At 71.5% G+C, this 18,126-nt stretch carries 15 protein-coding genes; 3 read left to right on the forward strand and 12 right to left on the reverse strand.

Translation table 11 applies throughout. The features are described from left to right. Positions 1 to 35 precede the first annotated feature (35 nt). From O7616_RS26775 to rsgA, 5 genes are all read right to left on the reverse strand, one after another. Positions 36 to 695 carry a C39 family peptidase gene (locus tag O7616_RS26775; RefSeq protein ID WP_282304530.1) on the reverse strand — a complete coding sequence of 220 codons (660 nt, stop codon included), beginning with the start codon at positions 693 to 695 and terminating at the stop codon, positions 36 to 38. Positions 696 to 1,676: 981 nt separating this feature from the next. Further along, on the reverse strand, positions 1,677 to 3,665 hold the full coding sequence (gene uvrC, locus O7616_RS26780; RefSeq protein WP_282304531.1) for an excinuclease ABC subunit UvrC: 1,989 nt from the start codon (positions 3,663 to 3,665) through the stop codon (positions 1,677 to 1,679). A gap of 307 nt (positions 3,666 to 3,972) precedes the next feature. Then, on the reverse strand, positions 3,973 to 4,455 hold the full coding sequence (locus O7616_RS26785) for a Rieske (2Fe-2S) protein (RefSeq protein WP_282304532.1): 483 nt from the start codon (positions 4,453 to 4,455) through the stop codon (positions 3,973 to 3,975). Positions 4,456 to 4,649: 194 nt separating this feature from the next. After that, entirely contained in the window at positions 4,650 to 7,595 is a 2,946-nt protein-coding gene (gene uvrA / locus O7616_RS26790; RefSeq protein ID WP_282304533.1) for an excinuclease ABC subunit UvrA, read from the reverse strand. Positions 7,596 to 8,231: 636 nt separating this feature from the next. Further along, positions 8,232 to 9,302, reverse strand: coding sequence for a ribosome small subunit-dependent GTPase A (gene rsgA / locus O7616_RS26795; RefSeq protein WP_282304534.1), 1,071 nt, complete (start codon positions 9,300 to 9,302; stop codon positions 8,232 to 8,234). Between the two features lie 178 nt (positions 9,303 to 9,480). Here rsgA and O7616_RS26800 point away from each other — a divergent pair, with 178 nt between their 5' ends. Together O7616_RS26800 and O7616_RS26805 are read left to right on the forward strand one after the other, a co-directional pair. Continuing rightward, positions 9,481 to 10,197, forward strand: coding sequence for a maleylpyruvate isomerase family mycothiol-dependent enzyme (locus O7616_RS26800; RefSeq protein ID WP_282304535.1), 717 nt, complete (start codon positions 9,481 to 9,483; stop codon positions 10,195 to 10,197). Between the two features lie 6 nt (positions 10,198 to 10,203). Then, the gene (locus O7616_RS26805) at positions 10,204 to 10,857 is read left to right on the forward strand and encodes an MBL fold metallo-hydrolase (RefSeq protein ID WP_282304536.1); all 654 of its coding nucleotides are present in this window, start codon (positions 10,204 to 10,206) and stop codon (positions 10,855 to 10,857) included. A 159-nt stretch (positions 10,858 to 11,016) separates the two neighbouring features. Here the strand turns inward: O7616_RS26805 and O7616_RS26810 are convergent, their stop codons facing one another. Continuing rightward, entirely contained in the window at positions 11,017 to 11,625 is a 609-nt protein-coding gene (locus tag O7616_RS26810) for a VTT domain-containing protein (protein ID WP_282304537.1), read from the reverse strand. Between the two features lie 101 nt (positions 11,626 to 11,726). Then, positions 11,727 to 12,410 carry a 50S ribosomal protein L11 methyltransferase gene (locus tag O7616_RS26815; RefSeq protein ID WP_348773838.1) on the reverse strand — a complete coding sequence of 228 codons (684 nt, stop codon included), beginning with the start codon at positions 12,408 to 12,410 and terminating at the stop codon, positions 11,727 to 11,729. 183 nt (positions 12,411 to 12,593) lie between these two features. Here O7616_RS26815 and O7616_RS26820 point away from each other — a divergent pair, with 183 nt between their 5' ends. Then, positions 12,594 to 12,797, forward strand: a complete 204-nt coding sequence (locus O7616_RS26820) for a cold-shock protein (RefSeq protein WP_007072071.1) — start codon at positions 12,594 to 12,596, stop codon at positions 12,795 to 12,797. A gap of 48 nt (positions 12,798 to 12,845) precedes the next feature. On the opposite strand, the gene O7616_RS26825 is transcribed toward O7616_RS26820, so the two are convergent. The 5 genes from O7616_RS26825 to O7616_RS26845 all read right to left on the reverse strand — a co-directional run bounded on the left by O7616_RS26825 (position 12,846) and on the right by O7616_RS26845 (position 18,027). Further along, positions 12,846 to 14,126 carry an MFS transporter gene (locus O7616_RS26825; protein ID WP_282304538.1) on the reverse strand — a complete coding sequence of 427 codons (1,281 nt, stop codon included), beginning with the start codon at positions 14,124 to 14,126 and terminating at the stop codon, positions 12,846 to 12,848. Beyond that, positions 14,123 to 14,698 carry a metalloregulator ArsR/SmtB family transcription factor gene (locus O7616_RS26830; RefSeq protein ID WP_282304539.1) on the reverse strand — a complete coding sequence of 192 codons (576 nt, stop codon included), beginning with the start codon at positions 14,696 to 14,698 and terminating at the stop codon, positions 14,123 to 14,125. Before O7616_RS26830 ends, O7616_RS26825 begins: the two co-directional genes overlap by 4 nt. 107 nt (positions 14,699 to 14,805) lie before the next feature. Further along, complete coding sequence (locus O7616_RS26835; protein ID WP_282304540.1) at positions 14,806 to 15,678, reverse strand: hypothetical protein; 873 nt, start codon at positions 15,676 to 15,678, stop codon at positions 14,806 to 14,808. Positions 15,679 to 15,837: 159 nt separating this feature from the next. Next, positions 15,838 to 17,508 carry a CocE/NonD family hydrolase gene (locus O7616_RS26840; RefSeq protein WP_282304541.1) on the reverse strand — a complete coding sequence of 557 codons (1,671 nt, stop codon included), beginning with the start codon at positions 17,506 to 17,508 and terminating at the stop codon, positions 15,838 to 15,840. A gap of 3 nt (positions 17,509 to 17,511) precedes the next feature. After that, positions 17,512 to 18,027 (reverse strand): MarR family transcriptional regulator, encoded by a 516-nt coding sequence (locus O7616_RS26845; protein WP_282307739.1) that lies wholly within the window; start codon positions 18,025 to 18,027, stop codon positions 17,512 to 17,514. Between the last annotated feature and the right edge of the window lie 99 nt (positions 18,028 to 18,126).

Genomic DNA, 18,126 nt, shown 5'->3' on the forward strand with positions numbered 1-18,126 from the left:
TGGTGGGGTCCGGCCCTTCGGGTGTGTCTACCGGCTTAGCTGGTGGCGTAGCCGCGGGTGGCGATCCAGTCGGCGAGGTGCTCGACGGTGATCTGGTAGGAGGCCTGGGTGGGGTCGGCGGAGTCGGCGATGGTGACGGTGTCGCCGTTGTCGCGGTAGCCGACGACGCTGATGTAGTGCCCACCCTCGTAGGAGTGGCTCACCCCGTCGGTGTCGGTGCTGGTGCCGGCGATGTTCGCGACCACGGCCCGGCCGTCGTCGACGGTGCGGACGATGTCGGCGCGCAGCTGGTCGGTCTGCTTCGCATCAGCGTCCGGACTGGAGATCTCCACCGAACGGTAGGCGTTCTCACCGGTCTCCTTGTTCAGCACCGGGGTGATGTCGTTGATCGAGTTCGTGCCCGCCTCGGTGGTGCCCATCTCCTTGGCCATCGCGTCCACGTTGATGTCCTTACCCTGCACACTCAACGCGTTACGGGTGGCTGCCGGGCCGCAGTAGTAGAAGTTCGGCTGCGCCTCGTAGCGCACACCCAACTCCCGCTCACCGTGGTTCTTGCGGTCGGTCTGGGTCTGGGCGCTCGGCTTCGCGGTACTCGGGGCCGCGAACGCGGTCGTGACGGGACCGGCGATCGCACCACCGGTGAACGCGAGACCAGCAGCGGTCAGAGCAGTCCTACGAATCAGATCGGTACGCATGACAGCGTGCTCCTCTGCATCGGGGGTGGTGTGCACGGCACGCCCGGGGGGGTGGACGTGCCGCACGTACAAGGGGGAAGAAGTTCACTGCCCGGCGGCCCTGTCGGCCGGCATCGGGACCAGGTGTAACCAGGCGCGGTGGCGGATCATTCCGCCAGGCTTCCGGGTCGGCCGGGTGGCGCTCGACCGGGTGGCGCTCCACCGGACCAGGGGATGCAACCGGGGGGCGCAGCAAGTCATTCCACCAACGTCATCGGTGGCGCTCACTCGTGCCGGGGTGTGTAACCCGGGCGGCCCGGCCAGTGTTCCCGGGACCGCCGCCGCCGGCGACTCCACCGGGCGTGCCAGGTGTAACGCCCCCGCCCGGCCCCCGATTCCGCCACCCCGGTGACCCCCACCACCTGACACCGACCCACCAAACCCGCAGAAAACCACCCAGCTGCAGGCTGGATACCCCCACTCCGCCGAAACGGCGGTATCCGCCGTCCAGGACACCCTGACTTCGCCGAACCCGTGTCGATCAACGCCCGTCCGCGACACGAAATCCGCCAACTCGTCCACCCCGCGACCCGCAACCCGCCTTGATCCACTCCGCTTCGGCGAAACGGCGGTATCCGCCGCCCGGGATACCCCCACATCGGCGAACTCGAGTCGATCAAGTCCGTGGGGACACGAAACGGATAACACACCCAGCCGCCGCCCGGCAACCGCAACCCGTCTAGATCCACTCCACTTCGCCGAAACAGGGGTATCCGCCGCCCGGGATACCCCGACTTCGGCGAAGTGGAGTGGATCACGCACGCTCGGGGGCGCTGCGCGGTGTCGGGCACGTCGTGCGCCGTGGACGGCCGCCCGATGGGTCCGATACAGCCGCCGCAGGTCGTCGCGTCACCCAACGACGAACACGAACCACCCTGCGCCCGCGCGCCGTCGCGCCCTCTGACGCGGGGCCGACCGGCCACGGAGTGGGTGACGGGTCGGTCAGGTCGTTGGTGTCGGGTCCACGGCGTCGTCGGCCTTCGTGCCGTTGTCGAGGGCGGCGAGGATCGCCTCGGCGGTACGCCGGCCCACACCGGGCACCTCGGTGATCTCCTCGACTGTCGCGGCGGAGAGTCGCTTGAGTGAGCCGAAGTGTCGTAGCAGCGCCTTGCGGCGTACCTCCCCGAGGCCGGGCACGTGGTCGAGCGCCGACTCGGTCATCCGCTTCGACCGGCGTTGCCGGTGGAAGGTGATGGCGAACCGGTGGGCCTCGTCGCGGACCCGTTGCAGCAGGTAGAGACCCTCCGAGGTGCGCGGCAGGATGACCGGGAACTCGTCGTCGGGAAGCCACACCTCCTCGAGCCGCTTGGCGAGCCCGCACAGCGCCACGTCGTCGATGCCCAGGTCGGCGAGGGCCTGCGCGGCGGCGGCGACCTGCGGGGCACCGCCGTCGACGACGACCAACTGCGGCGGGTACGCGAACTTCCGCGGCCTGCCGGTGGTCGGATCGATCAGGACACCCACCTGCGGCTCAGCCGTCTCGTCCGGGGTGGTCGGGTCGTCGGCGGACTCGACCCCCACCTCACCCGTCTCGGCCCGCGCGTCCAGGTAGCGGGCGAAGCGACGGCGCAACACCTCGGACATCGCGGAGAGGTCGTCGGTGGCGCCACGGACGATGAACCGCCGGTATTCGCTCTTGCGGGGCAGACCGTCTTCGAAGACCACCATGCTGGCCACCACGTCGGTGCCCTGGATCTGGGAGATGTCGAAGCACTCGATGCGCAGGGGTGAGGTGCTCATGCCCAGCGCCTCGCTGATCTCGTCCAACGCCTTGCCGCGGGTGGTCAGGTCACCGGAGCGCTTGAGCTTGTGCCGGGCCAGCGCGTCCTTGGCGTTGCGCTCGACGGTCTCCATCAGCGCGCGCTTGTCACCGCGCTGCGGCACCCGCAGCGACACCCGGCTGCCCCGGTGGTTGGAGAGCCACTCCGCCAGCGCGTCGGCGTCGGCGGGCAGCTCGGGCACCAGCAACTCCCGGGGGACGTCGGCCTCGCCGTGCTCGCCCCCGTACACCTGGGTGCAGAAGTGGTGGACCAGGTCACCGGTGGTCAGGTCCTCGGTCTTCTCCACCACCCAGCCGCGCTGGCCCCGGACCCGGCCGTCGCGGACGTGGAAGACCTGCACTGCCGCTTCGAGGGGGTCGTCGGCGAACGCGACCACGTCGGCGTCGGTGCCGTCGCCCAACACCACGGTCTGCTTCTCCATGGCCCGGCGCAGCGCGGCGACGTCGTCGCGCAGTCGGGCGGCCCGCTCGAACTCGAGCTGTTCGCTCGCCTCGAGCATCTCGCGCTCGATCTTGCGGACCATGGTGTCGGTGCGCCCGGCCATGAAGTCGCAGAACCCGTCCACGATGGCGCGGTGTTCGTCGGCGGAGACGGTGCCGACGCACGGCGCCGAGCACTTGCCGATGTAGCCGAGCAGGCAGGGGCGGCCGACCTGACCAGCCCGCTTGAAGACACCCGCGGAGCACGTCCGAGCGGGGAACACCCGCAGCAGCAGGTCGAGGGTCTCCCGGATGGCCCAGGCGTGCGAGTACGGACCGAAGTAGCGCACCCCCTTGCGCTTGGCACCGCGCATCACCTGCAGCCGGGGGTATTCCTCGTTGAGGGTGACGGCCAGATAGGGGTACGACTTGTCGTCGCGGTAGCGGACGTTGAACCGCGGGTCGTACTGCTTGATCCAGGTGAACTCCTGTTGGAGCGCCTCGACCTCGGTGGCGACGGTGATCCAGTCCACCGACTCGGCGGTGGTGACCATCTGACGGGTGCGCTCGTGCAGGTTCCACACGTCGCCGAAGTAGGAGTTGAGCCGGCTGCGCAGGTTCCTCGCCTTGCCGACGTAGATCACCCGGCCGGTGCCGTCGCGGAAGCGGTAGACCCCCGGTAGCTCCGGGATCGTGCCGGGCGCGGGGCGGTAGGTCGAGGGGTCAGCCACGCCAGCAAGCCTAGTCCGCAGCACCGACAGCCCAGCCCAAGCTCTAGATCGACTCGGCTTCCGGGACGTCGGGGTGTCGATCCGTCACGGACACCCCGACATCCCGAAACACGAGTCGATCACGCGGCAGGGCCGACCGGCGCGGCCGGACCACGCGGCCGGGACCAGCCCGCACGACCCACACGGCCGGGACCAGCCCGCACGGCCGCGCACCACGGCACCGACCGGTTCGCGCGGCCGACACGGTAGGACCGGCTCGCGTGGCCCCGCACCACGGCAGGACCGGCGGCCGGCCTCACCGCTCCGGTCAGGCCAGCGAGATCTGGTCCCCGGTGACCTTGATGTCCTTCGGCGGCAGCGGCTTGGTGGCCGGACCGGCCTTCACCGAGCCGTCCTCGATCGAGAACTTGCTGCCGTGGCAGGTGCAGTTGATGGTGCCGCCGTCGACGTTCGACACCGGGCAGTTCTGGTGCGTACAGATCGGGCTGAAGCCCTTGAACTCGCCGGCCGTGGGCTGGGTGATGACCACGCCCTCGGCGGCGAGGATCTTGCCGCCGCCGACCGGGATGTCGGCGGTGGTGGCCAGCGACTGGGCGTTCTGCCGGTCGCCGCCGCCCGCGTCGCCGGTGCTGGGCACGGCCGGGCCGCCACTGGTGGGGGTGTCGCTGCCGCTGCCGCCGTCGCTGCCGCAGGCCGCCAGGACGACGGCCGCGCCGACTGCCCCGACGCCGGTGAGCAGGGTGCGACGTGTTTGCGTACCCGGACCGGTCAGCGCCTGATCGTCACTCATGCCTCGCCTCTCTCTAGCCCGCTGCCGGTCAGAAGCCGGCCACACTTCTCCACACGGGCAACTGTGCCGGATGGTTCATCCGGGCATCTCTCCGACCCGGGAAAATAGGACGGGCGGGTCGGAGCAGCCCCACCCGTCCCGTGCTGGCACGCGCGGAACCGACCCGACCCGCCCGACGACCATGCGTTGAACGGTCAGCGCGCTCCGGCCGGCACCTTTCGGCCGGCCCGCGCCTTGGTCGTGCCGTTGGCCTTGGCGGCGCGGTTGGTGGCGGCGGCCGCGCCCTTGGCCGCGCCGTCGAGCTTGAGCACCTGGCGCAGGAACTCGCCGGTGTGGCTCTCGGCCACCTCGGCGACCTCCTCCGGGGTGCCGGTGGCGAGCACGGTGCCGCCCCGATGACCGCCCTCCGGGCCCATGTCGATCAGCCAGTCGGCGGACTTGATCACGTCGAGGTTGTGCTCGATGGTGATCACCGTGTTGCCCTTGTCGACGAGCCCTTCGAGCACCATCAGCAGCTTGCGGATGTCCTCGAAGTGCAGACCGGTGGTCGGCTCGTCGAGCACGTAGACCGTCCGCCCGGTGGAGCGCTTCTGCAGCTCGGACGCGAGCTTGACCCGCTGCGCCTCGCCACCGGAGAGGGTGGGGGCGGGCTGACCGAGGCGTACGTAGCCCAGGCCGACGTCGACGAGGGTCTTGAGGTGCCGGTGGATGGCCGGGATGGCGGAGAAGAACTCGGCGGCCTCCTCGATCGGCATCTCCAGCACGTCCGAGACGGTCTTGCCCTTGTAGTGCACCTCGAGGGTCTCCCTGTTGTACCGGGCGCCCTTGCAAACCTCGCAGGGGACGTACACGTCGGGCAGGAAGTTCATCTCGATCTTGATGGTGCCGTCGCCGGAGCACGCCTCGCAGCGCCCGCCCTTGACGTTGAACGAGAACCGACCCGGACCGTACCCGCGGACCTTCGCCTCGGTGGTCTCGGCGAAGAGCTTGCGGACGTGGTCCCACACCCCGGTGTAGGTGGCCGGGTTGGAGCGCGGCGTACGACCGATCGGCGACTGGTCCACGCCGACGACCTTGTCGACGTGCTCCAGACCGGAGACCCGGGTGTGTCGGCCGGGCACCAGCCGGGCGCCGTTGATCTGGTTGGCCAGCACCGCGTACAGGATGTCGTTGACAAGCGTCGACTTGCCCGAGCCGCTGACCCCGGTGACCGCGATCAGTTGTCCCAGCGGGAACGAGACGGTGAGGTTGCGCAGGTTGTGCTCCCGCGCCCCGTGCACCACCAACTCCCGGGCCGGGTCAGGTGCGCGACGGGTCGACGGTGTCGGGATCGACCGACGACCGGACAGGTACGCCCCGGTGATCGACTCCTTGTTCTTCAGCAGCGCGGGCACCGAGCCGCTGTGCACGATCTCGCCGCCGTGCTCACCGGCGCCCGGCCCGATGTCGACGATCCAGTCGGCGACGCGGATGGTGTCCTCGTCGTGCTCCACCACGATCAGCGTGTTGCCCAGCCCGCGAAGCCGGACCAGGGTCTCGATCAGCCGGTGGTTGTCGCGTTGGTGCAGCCCGATCGACGGCTCGTCGAGCACGTAGAGCACGCCCACCAGGCCGGAGCCGATCTGGGTGGCGAGGCGGATGCGCTGCGCCTCGCCGCCGGACAGGGTGCCGGCCGGCCGGTCCAGGGAGAGGTAGTCCAGACCGACGTCGAGCAGGAACCGCAGCCGGGCGTTGATCTCCTTCAGGACCCGCTCCGCGATCAGCTTCTGCCGGTCGCTCAGCTCGATGCCGGCGAGCAGGTCGGCGCACTCCCCCACGGAGAGGTTGCAGACCTCGGCGATGCTCTTGCCCGCGAGGGTGACCGCGAGCACCTCGGGCTTGAGCCGGGCGCCCCCGCACGCCGCGCACGGCACGTCACGCATGTAGCCCTCGTACTTGTCGCGGGACCACTCGGACTCGGTGTCGGAGTGCCGGCGCTCGATCCACTGCACCACGCCCTCGAAGCCGGTGTAGTAGGAGCGCTCGCGTCCGTACTTGTTGCGGTAGCGCACGTGCACCTGGTCGTCGGAGCCGTGCAGGATCGTCTTCTGGGCCCGCGCCGGCAACGCCCGCCACGGGGTGTCGACGTCGAAGTGCTGGGCCTCGCCGAGCGCCTCCAACAGGCGCAGGAAGTATTCCAGGTTGTGCCCCGTGGACCAGGGTTGGATCGCGCCCTCGCGCAGGCTGCGCTCGGGGTCGGGGATCAGCAGCTCCGGGTCGACCTCCTTCTTGGTGCCCAGGCCGGTGCACTCCGGGCAGGCCCCGTACGGCGCGTTGAAGGAGAAGACCCGGGGTTCGAGGTCCTCGATGGCGAGCGGGTGGTCGTTGGGGCAGGCCAGGTGCTCGGAGTAGCGGCGCTCCCGGTCCGGGTCGTCCTCCGGGAGGTCGACGAAGTCGAGCAGCACCAGGCCGCTGGAGAGACCCAGCGCGGCCTCGACCGAGTCGGTCAGCCGCTGCTTGGCGCTGGGCTTGACGGTGAGCCGGTCGATCACCACCTCGATGGTGTGCTTCTCCTGCTTCTTGAGCTTCGGCGGCTCGGTCAGCGGGTAGACCACGCCGTCGACCCGGGCCCGGGCGTAGCCCTTGGCCTGCAACTCGGCGAAGAGGTCGACGTACTCACCCTTGCGGCCCCGGATGACCGGCGCGAGCACCATGAACTTGGTGCCCTCGGTCATCGCGAGGACCCGGTCGACGATCTGCTGGGGGCTCTGCCGGGAGATGCGCTCGCCACAGACCGGGCAGTGCGGCTCGCCGATGCGGGCGAAGAGCAGGCGGAGGTAGTCGTAGACCTCGGTGATGGTGCCGACGGTCGAGCGCGGGTTGCGCGAGGTGGACTTCTGGTCGATCGAGACGGCGGGGCTCAGGCCCTCGATGAAGTCGACGTCTGGCTTGTCCATCTGGCCGAGGAACTGCCGGGCGTACGACGAGAGCGACTCGACGTAGCGGCGCTGCCCCTCGGCGAAGATCGTGTCGAAGGCCAGGCTCGACTTGCCCGACCCGGACAGCCCGGTGAACACGATGAGTGCGTCCCGGGGCAGGTCGAGACTGACGTCACGCAGATTGTGCTCGCGCGCGCCACGGATGATCAGTCGGTCGGCCACGGTGCGTGTACTCCCGGGAGAAGACGAAGCGAAGAATGTGTCCCGCTCTGGGTGATTTGAGCGGTCGTACGGGCGCGCGGAACACGCCTCGGCAACTCTAGCCCCGAGGTACGACACTTTTCCCCGCCGGCACATTCCCCCAGGTCAGCCCGGTCGGCCGCAGCGCTGCGAGGCCCACGTCTGCCGCGCCCCGGGGGCACCGGGCACGACACCCCCGGTGCACCGGGCGGAGAGTAGGCCCCGAGGCGAGCGACAGCCCCCGGCCGCTGCCGAGCGTGTGGACCGCACCCCGCCGCGCTTGCGGGTTGATCCACTCCGTTTCGCCGATGTCGGGGTATCGCCGGCACTCGGATACCGCAATATCGGCGAACCCGAGTGGATCAAGGCGAGTGCACCTTGCCGACCGGGGAGGATCGCCCCGTCAAGCGAGGTTTGTCCGGTGGTTGAGGGTCGCCCAGGTGGTGCAGTCGGGGGTCGTTATAGCTGGCACGGCGACAGCCCACCGGCCACGCGGAGCGCAAGGCTCAACGCGACCGGCGAACCGGCTCCCAGCCGTTGGTCCCGACGGCGACAGACGACACCGACGCCAGCAGAAGGCCCCGACGCCAGCAAAGGGCCCCGACGCCGGGAGCCCGGTCAGTAGCCGCCGGGCGTCGGCGGACGGGCCGCCCGGCGTCGGGCCGACCGCCAGCCGCCGCGCCGCTCCGCCGCCACCCGCGCCTCCCGCCGTCGACTCTCGTGGGCCACCTCTCCCTGTAGCCGCCGCCAGCTCTCCCACCGCCGGGTGGAGAGTTCGCCGGTGTGCAGCGCCTCCCGGACCGCGCAGGCGGGCTCGCCGTCGTGCCCGCAGTCGGCGTACCGGCAACCCTCGGCCAGCCCGGCGATGTCGGCGAACGCCCGGTCGAGCCCGGCCGCGCCGTCGAGCAGGCCGACAGCGCGTACGCCCGGCGTGTCGATCACCGCACCCCCGCCGGGGATCGGTACGAGGGCCCGCCACGTCGTGGTGTGCCGGCCCTTGCCGTCGACCCGGCGGATCGCCTGCGTGGGCATCGTCACGGTGCCGGCGAGGGCGTTGACCAGGCTCGACTTGCCCGCGCCGGAGGGCCCGAGCAGGCCGAGCGTGCGGCCCGGGGTGACCTCGGCGCGCAGCGGGTCCAGCCCGACGCCCCGCTCGGCGCTGACCGGCAGCACCGGCACCCCGGGTGCGACAGCCGCGAGTTGCCGGGCCAGCGCGGCCGGGTCGGCCGCGAGGTCGGCCTTGGTCAGCACGACCAGCGGCCGGGCGCCGGACTCGTGGGCCAGGGACAGCAGCCGTTCGATGCGTTCCACGTCCGGCTCGGGGTGCACCGGCTCCACCACGGCGGCGGCGTCGAGGTTGGCGGCCAGCACCTGCCCGCTGGCGTCCTTGCCGGCGGTACGCCGGATCAGCGCGCTCCGGCGCGGCAGCACCACCTCGACGGTGACGCGACCGTCCGGCCAGTGGGTGAGCAGCACCCAGTCACCGGCGCAGGGAAGGGCGGACGGATCCCGGGCGGCGGCGGTCAACACCGTCCCGCCCAGGCTGGCCCGGATCGGGCCGGTCGCGGTGAGCACCGTGCAGACCCCCCGGTCCACGCGGGCCACCCGACCCGGGTGGTGCTCGCCGCGTCGCTCGGCGTACGCCGCTCGCTCGGCGTCCCAGCCGAGCGCGGTCAGATCGATCGTCATGGCATCCTCATCGGTGTGGAAGCTGGTGATGGCGGAACACGCGTGCCACGTCCGGCATGATCACCACCTCCGTCCGATGTCCCGGTGCCGCGTCTGCCGCTGACGGTAGGTCCCGCGCCGACGCGCCGAAAGCGATTTCCCCGGCGACGCCGCGACGGCGGACCGCTAGGGTCGACGGGTGACCACGGATCCGCTGTTGCTGATGGGCGAGGTGGACGCGGCCACCAGCCGGCTGCTGCGTACCGCCGCTTCTTTCGACGAGGCGGACCTGGCCGCCGCGTCGCTGCTGCCGGGCTGGACGCGCGGCCACGTGCTGGCGCATCTGGCGCGCAACGCGGACGGCTTCGTGAACCTGCTCACCTCGGCGCGCACCGGGCAGGACCGGCCGATGTACGTCTCGTTGGAGGTCCGCGCGGCGGACATCGAGGCCGGTTCGGCCCGCCCGCCCGCCGAGCACCTGGACGACCTGCGGCGCAGCGCGGACCTGTTCGCCGAGGCGGTCGCGGCGATGCCGGCCGAGGCGTGGGCGGCGACGGTACAGGCGCGTCGCGGCCCGTGGCCGGCGGCGCTGCTGGTCTGGGGTCGCCTGCGCGAGATCGAGGTGCACCACCTCGACCTGGCCGCCGGCTACCGGGCCGCCGACTGGTCGGCCACGTTCACCCAACGGCTGCTGCGCGAGGCGGCGAGCCACCACGCCATGGCGCCGACACCGCCCTCGATGGTGCTGCGCCTCGACGGCAGCGGGCACGAGGTGGTGATCGGTGACCGTGACGGCGCGCCGATCGTCGCCGGTCCCGCCCCCGACCTCGCCGCCTGGCTGATCGGCCGCGCCGACGGCGCCCCGCTCTCCGTCACCCCTGACGGTCCCCTGCCTACTCCACCGGAATGGATCTGAAACGTCATGACATACAGCGGAGACGTCACCCACGGCGGAGCGCCGGCGGTACGCGAGCTGGACGGGCTCACCATCAGCAAGCTGTCGGTGGGTCCGATGGACAACAACGCCTACCTGCTGCGCTGCACGAGCACCGGGAAGCAGGTGCTGATCGACGCCGCCAACGAGGCGCCCCGGCTGCTGGAGCTGGTCGGCGACGGCGGGCTCACCGCGGTGGTGACGACCCACCAGCACATGGACCACTGGGTGGCGCTGGAGGAGGTGGTCGCCAAGACCGGTGCACGGGCGCTGGTGCACGCCGACGACGCTGCCGGGCTGCCGATCGAGGCGGAGCGTCTGTCCGATGGCGACACCGTGCCGGTAGGCGACTGCGCGCTGGAGGTCATCCACATCAAGGGGCACACCCCGGGCTCGATCGCGTTGCTCTACCGCGACCCGGCCGGCACCCCGCACCTCTTCACCGGGGACAGCCTCTTCCCCGGTGGCGTGGGGAACACCGACAAGGACCCGGAGCGTTTCGCGGCGCTGATCGACGACGTCGAGCACAAGCTGTTCGACCGCCTCCCCGACGACACCTGGTTCTACCCGGGCCACGGCAAGGACAGCACCCTGGGCGCGGAACGCCCCGCCCTCCCCCAGTGGAAAGCCAGAGGCTGGTAAAGCCAGAGAACACGACGTCGACCGGGAACCGCCCAAGATCAAAACCCCACCGGCGGACGCGACACCGGAAGACGCAGGTCGACCAGAGGGGGCGGGGGCCCACCACCGCAACCACTAACCACCAAGAGCAAAGAGCCCCTGCCCCACCACCGCAACCACTCAAGAAGCAACAGCAAACAGCCGCCGCCGCGCCCCCAGCAACACGACGGAGGCCAGCACCAACCCGACCCCCATCGTGATCACCAGCGGGCTGGGCTCACCGGGCAGCAGCCCGGCGACGGACCGCGCCGCGGTGCCCAGCGCGAGGTAGAGACCGGCCCAGGCGGCCGCGCCGAGCGTGGCGCATCCCAGGAATCGGCGGTACGACATCCGCAGCCCACCGGCGGCCAGCGGAAGCAGCGCGTTGAACACGGGCAGGAACGGCGCGACGATCATCATCCGGCCGCCGCCACGACGCAGGATGCCCTCCGCCGCCGCCCAGCGTGCCTCGCCGATCCAGTCGCCGATCCGGCTGTGTCGGAGCTGCTCGGCGTAGCGGCGACCGACCAGGAAACTCAGCGACCAGCCGGCCAGGCAGCCGACCAGGACGGCGGCGAAGGTGGCCAGCCCGGTGGTCGGGCGGCCCACCCCGACGGCGGCGAGGATCGCCACGTCGCCGGGGACCAGGACACCCAGCAGGGGTACGGCATCGAAGAGCATGACGAGCCCGAGCGCGCCCATCAGCAGCAGAACAGGCAGTTCTCCGATCTGGGCCAGCCATTGCGTCATGCTTCGTACGCTATGGCCACCGCACCACTTCGGACATCCGGTCGTTGCCCCCACCGACCCCTGGCTTCCGTCTCGGGGTCACCCTGAGGCGTCGAGGGCGCTCACCCGGGCCGCAGCACCTGCACTCGGCGTGGTGACGGGTCGACCGACGGTTCGGTGGTGGGCACCGGATAGTCGGCGAGCACCGTCAGCCGGTCCGACGGCAGGTGTTCCCGGCCGGGGTCACCGACCAGCACGTCGGCGCCCGTGGCGGCGATCCGTTCCAGGAACGGCAGCATCCGGTCGGCCATCGCGCGGTCGTAGAAGACGTCCCCGGCGACGACCAGGTCGGCCTCCGCGTCGACGCTGTCGAGCAGGTCGTCTCCGACGGCGTCGACGGCGACCTGGTTGGCCCGCGCGTTGAGGGTGACGGCGGCGACGGCGTACGGGTCGATGTCGTTGGCGATCACCTGCGTGGCGCCGGAGAGCGCGGCCGCGATGGCGACCAGTCCCGACCCGGCGGCGAGGTCGAGCACCCGGCGACCGGCGGCCAGCTCCGGGTGGTCCAGGAGGTGACGGGCCAGTGCCTGGCCTCCGGCCCAGGCGGACGCCCAGTAGGGGGCCGGCAGGGCGTGTCCGGCGGTGGCCTCCATCCGGGCCCACCAGACGATCGCGTCCTCGGCCAGGTGCAGCCGCACCTCGGGGACGAACGGGGTGGGGACCAGCCGGAGCCGGTCCAGGCCGGCTCCGGGAGCGTCGATCTCGCGCTCCAGCTCGGTCAGCGCGTCGGCTGCGGCACCCGTCATCGGCGCAAGCATGCCCCAGCGGGGCGGGGTCGGGGCGGCTTTCACGTGCCGGCGCGCAGAGTTCACTCGAAGACCTACGGCACTTCGGCCAGCAGATCGGGGTTTTGCCCGTTACTGTCGAACAGGTACGGGCGATCATCGGCCGAAGGCCGAGGGTCAGCCGCTTTGAACAGGGAGAGATGCATGGCAACCGGCACGGTTAAGTGGTTCAACTCGGAAAAGGGCTTCGGCTTCATCGAGCAGGACGGTGGAGGGCCGGACGTGTTCGTCCACTACTCCGCCATCGCGACGAGCGGCTACCGGGAGCTCAACGAGGGCCAGAAGGTCGAGTTCGAGGTGACCCAGGGGCAGAAGGGTCCGCAGGCGGACAACGTCCGCCCGATGTAGCTCCGTGCCGGTGACGGCGGTCGGGTTCCGGCCGCCGTCGCAGCGCACTCAAGACGCCACCGGGGCGGCGGGCAGGTCCCGCCGCCTCCGGATCGGCCCGACCAACAGGATCAACGGGGTGAACGCCTGCCAGGCGGTCATCACGAACACTGCTGTCGCGACGCCGTAGCGCGCACCGATCACACCGGCCAACACGGCCGCCATCGGGATCGTGCCGTAGTTGAGCAGCTGCATGCTCACCGTCACCCGGCCCAGCATGTGGTGCGGCGTGTAGGTCTGCCGGAAGGCGCCCTTGACCACGTTGCCGACGGCCACGCCGAGGCCGATCAGCACACCACCGAGCGCCGGCCAGGTCAACCCGACGCCCGGCGCGGCCAGGGGGATGAGCAGGGCCGGCGGGCCGGCGAGCGCCCCACCGATCAGCAGGGCCCGCGCGGTGCCCCAACGCCGGCCGACAGTGGTGGCCACCAGCGCCCCGACGATGCCTCCGAGGCTCATCACCCCGACCAGCGCGCCGACCAGACCGGGTTCGAGGCGCAGCTCGCGGACCAGGAAGACCACCAGGACGGCCTGGTAGCCGCTCAGCCCGAAGTTGCTGGCCGCGCCGAAGGCCGTCAGCACCCGCAGGTACGGGTCCCGGACGACGAAGCGCAGCCCTTCGGCGATGTCCTGACGCAGTGACCGGGATCGGTCCCGCCGACGTACGCGTGGTTCACGGGTGCGAATCCGCAGCAGCAGCGCCGCCGAGGCGAGGAACGTGAGCGCGTCCAGCAGCAGGGCGGCGACGGCACCGGTGAGCTGGGCGATCAGGCCGGCGAGGCCGGGCCCGACGACCTGGCTCACGGTCTGCGTCGCCTGGAGCTTCGCGTTGCCCTCGGGTAGCTGCTCGGGTCGCAGCAGCACCGGCAGGTAGACCTGGTCTGCGGTCTCGAAGAAGACCCGCGCGGCGCCGGCGCTGAGAGCGACCACCAGCAGGTGGGCGACGGTGAGCCACCCCAGCACGGCGGCGAGCGGCACACTGAGGAAGGCCGACGCGCAGAACAGGTCGCACACCACCATCACCGACCGGCGGGGCAGCCGGTCCACCCACGCCCCGGCCGGCAGGCCGATCAGCAGCCAGGGCAGCCAGGCCGCGGCGGTGAGCACCGCGACCTGGAAGGTGCCGGCGTCGAGGACGGCGACCGCGACCAGGGGCAGCGCCACGGTGGTGACGTTGCTGCCGACGCTGCTGACCGTCTGACCGGCCCAGAGCAGGCGGAAGTCGCGGTGCCGCAGCAACCCGCCGGTCGGCTGGACGTCGAACGGCTGGTTGCGGGTGGCGGTGGTCACGGTCGGGCCGGTACGCCGTGGACGAACAGGAAGACCGGTCGGCGTTCGGCGTCGTCGTCGGGCACGTCCCGGTCGGCCCAGCGCGAGAGGACGCCGTTCAGCTCGTGGCTCAGCTCGGCCAGTTCGCCCGGCGTGAGGTGCAGCCAGCGGTCGGTGGAGAACGGCGCGTCCTCCCAGGTGGCCTGGGTGGCTTCGTCGGTGGCGTGCCACGCGCGGGCCAGGGCGACGTGCCGGTCGAGGTTGAGCGAGGTGGCCGCGTCGGCGACCACCCGGGCGGCGGGGTCGGCGTCGAAGTCGGCGGTGGACCAGCTCAGCCTCCTGCTGACCAGCCGCCACCACCGCTCGCGCCGGTCCCGGGCCAGCTCGGGGGCCTCGGTGACCAGGTCCGCCGCGGCGAGGACCTTGAGGTGGTGACTGACGTTCGCGGGTGCCTGGTCGGTGCGCTCGGCGAGCAGGCCGACGGTCGAGGGGCCGTGCACCTTGAGCACGTCCATCAGGCGGCGGCGCAGCGGGTGGGCCATGGCGGCCAGTGCCCGCGAGTCGGTGATCTGGCGTACGTCGGGGCTTTCCATGGCCCCACCATGTCATCCGCAAGACTTGTTGCGCAATGGTTATTGCCCAATGATCGTTGCGGAAGTGTGGAGAGGGGCGGCCCGGCGGCTACGGGCCGCCCCTCCGCTCAGGCGACCAGCCGGCGGGCCAGCTCGTCGGCGACCTGTTTGGCGATGGTGGGTGGGATGGCCGCAGCGATCTTCTCCGGGGTCAGCGAGGCCAGCACGCCCTGGACGATCGCCGCCTCGTCGGTGAAGTCCTTCGCAGCCAGTGCGTTGAGCGTGGCCTGCAGGTCGGTGAGCTGCTTCGTCATCGCCTGCAGGTTCCAGTTGCCGTTGACCGGGGCACCGGTGTCGTCCCGCCCCTCCGCCATTCGGGTGTAGATCTGTCCGATCGGGTTACGGCCGTCCAGCACGGTGAGGTTCTTGTGGACGGTCGCCAGCCAGTTGTGCTCTTCGGGGGTCATGTCGTCGTCCTCCAGGAGTCCGATGGAGCTGAGGTAGCGGCGGAACAACGGCCGCTGGTCGCGGCCCGCCTTGATGGCGTCACGAAAGAAGCTGAAGTGCGTGTGCCAGCGGTGCGAACTGTCGCCGGTGGTGCGCTTGCCGAGGCGGTCCCACCGCTTCACGGTGGAGCCGTCGGGGCTGTAGATGATCTCGCGGATGTCCCGGGTGTCGGCCGCGTTCGCGGCGCACTGCGCCACGCACCAGACCGAGAAGCTGGGCAGGGTGTTCGAACGGCCACCGGAGCGGACGTCGAACTGGCCGACGTCGAGCGCCGCCGCGTCGAGGGTCAGGCCGGCCCGGTCCCGGGGTGACTCGACCACCGAGTAGTCGTTGGGAACGACCCGGTCCGAGCCGCAGTGGTAGCCGCCCCGGTGGGACGAGTCGCCGACGATGCCGACCTCCGCCGGCTCCAGGTCGTCCGGGCCGGGGGCGTTGTCGAGGTGAGTGAGGAGCAGACTTCGAAGGGCCAACAGATTTGCCGGGGCCCGGGTCATGGGGTCCCCCTCTCAACTGGAACCGGGACCGGGCACGACGTCACACCGCGTACGCGGTGCTGGGCTTCGGGCGAGCCCGGTCTGCTGGTGCACGGCGCCGGGCGTTGGCTCAACCATAGCCCGCAATTCCGGTAGATGCCCAGCTCAGACGGGCTCTGTTCAGATTGGAGCCGATGCCGGGGCAGAGTGGACGATCGGCAACAGCAGTGCCGAAGGGTGCGCCGGGTCGTGCAGAACCTGCCGCCATCCGGCACGCAGCGTCACCGCCGTACCGAGGGGTTCACCGGTGCCGGGGTTGCGCGCCCAGCGGGGATGGGCGCCACCGGAGACCTGTACCCGCAGTCGGTGTCCGGCGGCGAACCGGTAGGCGGTCGGCCAGAGCGGCACCGGCACCCGCAGCACGCCGTCGGGGTCCGCCGGAAAACGCTCCGGCGTGACCCGTACCAGACCGTCGCACACGTTCCACGAGCGACCTCGACGGTCCACGTCGCACAGTCGCACGAAGACGTCCAGGTGCGACAGCTCGGCGCGGACGTGGATCTCGGCGCGGACCGGGCCGATCACCTCGACCGGCCCGGTCAGCGGGGCGCTGGTGTAGGTCAGCACGTCGGGGCGGGCCTCGACGTGCCGGTTGTCCACCGGACCGGCGCGCTGGGCGACGAGCAGCGGGCCACCCACCGACGGGGTCGGGTCGGCCGGGTCGTACCGGAACTCGTCCGGGGCCGACCCGACCGGCGGGCGCACCGCCAGCTCCCCACCCGGATGCAGGTGCCACGCGGTCTGCGCCGCCGGGGGCGGCCAGTCGGGCAGGTCCCGCCATCCGCCGCCGGGGCCGGTGACGTAGATGCGCACGGGCGGCCGGGACGGGACGGGCGAGCGCGGCGCGGCGGTGAGGTGCTCGTCGAGCCAGGCCAGTCCCTCGCGCAGGGCGGCCGCGAACAGGCCGGGGCTGCCGTGCGTCCATGGCCCGATCACCAGACGCGGCCGCGCTCCGGTGGCGCGCAGGGTGGCGTGGTCGTCGAGCTGGGCGGGCAGGAAGATGTCGTGCCAGCCGGTGACCATGGCCACCGGCGCCCGCACCCGGGCCACCCGGTCGGCGAAGACCCGGGTCCGCCAGTAGACGGCGTCCGGATCGTGGTGGCGCAGCCACTCCTGGAAGAAGGGGATGGTCACACCGGTGGCCACCCGGTCGGCGTCGGCCAACGGCAGGTGTCGCAGCGCGGCGACGAGCCGGGGTTGCCCACGCTTGAGCTCCCACTGCCGGGCCAGCCAGGGCACGGTCTGCGCGTGCAGCAACTCCGCCCAGGTCAGCACCGTGTCCAGGGCGAAGGACTCCCCCGCGTACGTCGAGTCCCGGGTGGCCGACGCGGTCACCACCGCGACCATCGCGCGCAGGTCCTCGCCGGCGTCGGCGGCCAGCGCCCACTGCGCGAAGCCCTGATAGCTGACCCCGAACATGCCGAGCCGACCGGCCCACCACTGTTGGCGGCGCAGCCAGTCCAGGGTGTCCACTCCGTCGTCGCGCTCGTGCACGAGCGGGGCGAACGTGCCGCCGGAGCCGTCGGTGCCCCGGCAGGCCTGGATGACCGCGTGCCGACCCCGGGCGGCGAGCAGCCGGCCGAGCAGCCGCAGCGGTCCACCCCGCCCGTACGGGGTGCGGATCAGCACGGTCGGCGCGTCCCGGGCCGCCGGGGCGTAGTGGTCGGTGCGCAGCACCACACCGTCCCGGGCCCGGACCGGGATGTCGCGGGTGACCCGCACCGGACCGGGTCGGGTGGGTGGTAGCCGCAACGCGGCGGCGGCGAGGCGGGCGAGGAGCCGGTCCGGCACCGGTCAGCCCGTCGGGCGGCGGGGCGACTCGGGGCGGGCGGCGCGTACCGCGTCCCGATGGTCCCGCAGCGACTCGCCCATGTCGGCCAGGAACCGGTGCACGATCTCCAGCTCGTCGTCGCCGAAGCGGTCCATCACCGTGTCGGTACGCGCGCCGAGGGGCTGGAAGAACTCCATGGCGAGGGCGGCGCCCTGGTCGGCGTAGTGCAGCAGCACCTTGCGCCGGTCGACGGTGTCCCGGTCCCGGCGGATGTGACCGGCCCGCTCAAGCCGGTCGATCAGGGCGGTGACCGAGCCAGAGGAGAGGTTGAGCTGCTCGCCGAGGCGACCGGGGGTGATCGGCTCACCGAGCAGCTCGGCGTCCATCACGGCGATCAACGCCTGGAGGTCGGTCGGGTTGAGCCCGTGCAGGTTGGCGAAGGCGTGGCCGACCTGCTGGGCGTCCGACGCGTACCGCCGGAGGTTGTTGGTGATCTCCGCGACCAGCTGCTCGCGGCGCGTGTCGCGCCGCCGGTACATGCCGTGAGTCGCCACCTCGCGCCGCTTCCCCCCGTCGTCCGTCTCTCGGGTTGCAGCATAGAACAGCCGGCGATAATCTCGATCATCAAGATACTCGAC

The sequence above is a fragment of the Micromonospora sp. WMMD964 genome, from assembly GCF_029581455.1.
Lineage (GTDB): Bacteria > Actinomycetota > Actinomycetes > Mycobacteriales > Micromonosporaceae > Micromonospora.

Bases quoted from the DNA above. Each gene is read 5' to 3' on its own strand.
- O7616_RS26830 (WP_282304539.1), bottom strand. From the start codon at position 14,698: ATGGAAAGCCCCGACGTACGCCAGATCACCGACTCGCGGGCACTGGCC.
- O7616_RS26820 (WP_007072071.1), top strand. From the start codon at position 12,594: ATGGCAACCGGCACGGTTAAGTGGTTCAACTCGGAAAAGGGCTTCGGC.
- O7616_RS26805 (WP_282304536.1), top strand. From the start codon at position 10,204: ATGACATACAGCGGAGACGTCACCCACGGCGGAGCGCCGGCGGTACGC.
- O7616_RS26785 (WP_282304532.1), bottom strand. From the start codon at position 4,455: ATGAGTGACGATCAGGCGCTGACCGGTCCGGGTACGCAAACACGTCGC.
- O7616_RS26810 (WP_282304537.1), bottom strand. From the start codon at position 11,625: ATGACGCAATGGCTGGCCCAGATCGGAGAACTGCCTGTTCTGCTGCTG.
- O7616_RS26815 (WP_348773838.1), bottom strand. From the start codon at position 12,410: ATGACGGGTGCCGCAGCCGACGCGCTGACCGAGCTGGAGCGCGAGATC.
- O7616_RS26845 (WP_282307739.1), bottom strand. From the start codon at position 18,027: ATGTACCGGCGGCGCGACACGCGCCGCGAGCAGCTGGTCGCGGAGATC.
- O7616_RS26775 (WP_282304530.1), bottom strand. From the start codon at position 695: ATGCGTACCGATCTGATTCGTAGGACTGCTCTGACCGCTGCTGGTCTC.
- O7616_RS26835 (WP_282304540.1), bottom strand. From the start codon at position 15,678: ATGACCCGGGCCCCGGCAAATCTGTTGGCCCTTCGAAGTCTGCTCCTC.
- rsgA (WP_282304534.1), bottom strand. From the start codon at position 9,302: ATGACGATCGATCTGACCGCGCTCGGCTGGGACGCCGAGCGAGCGGCG.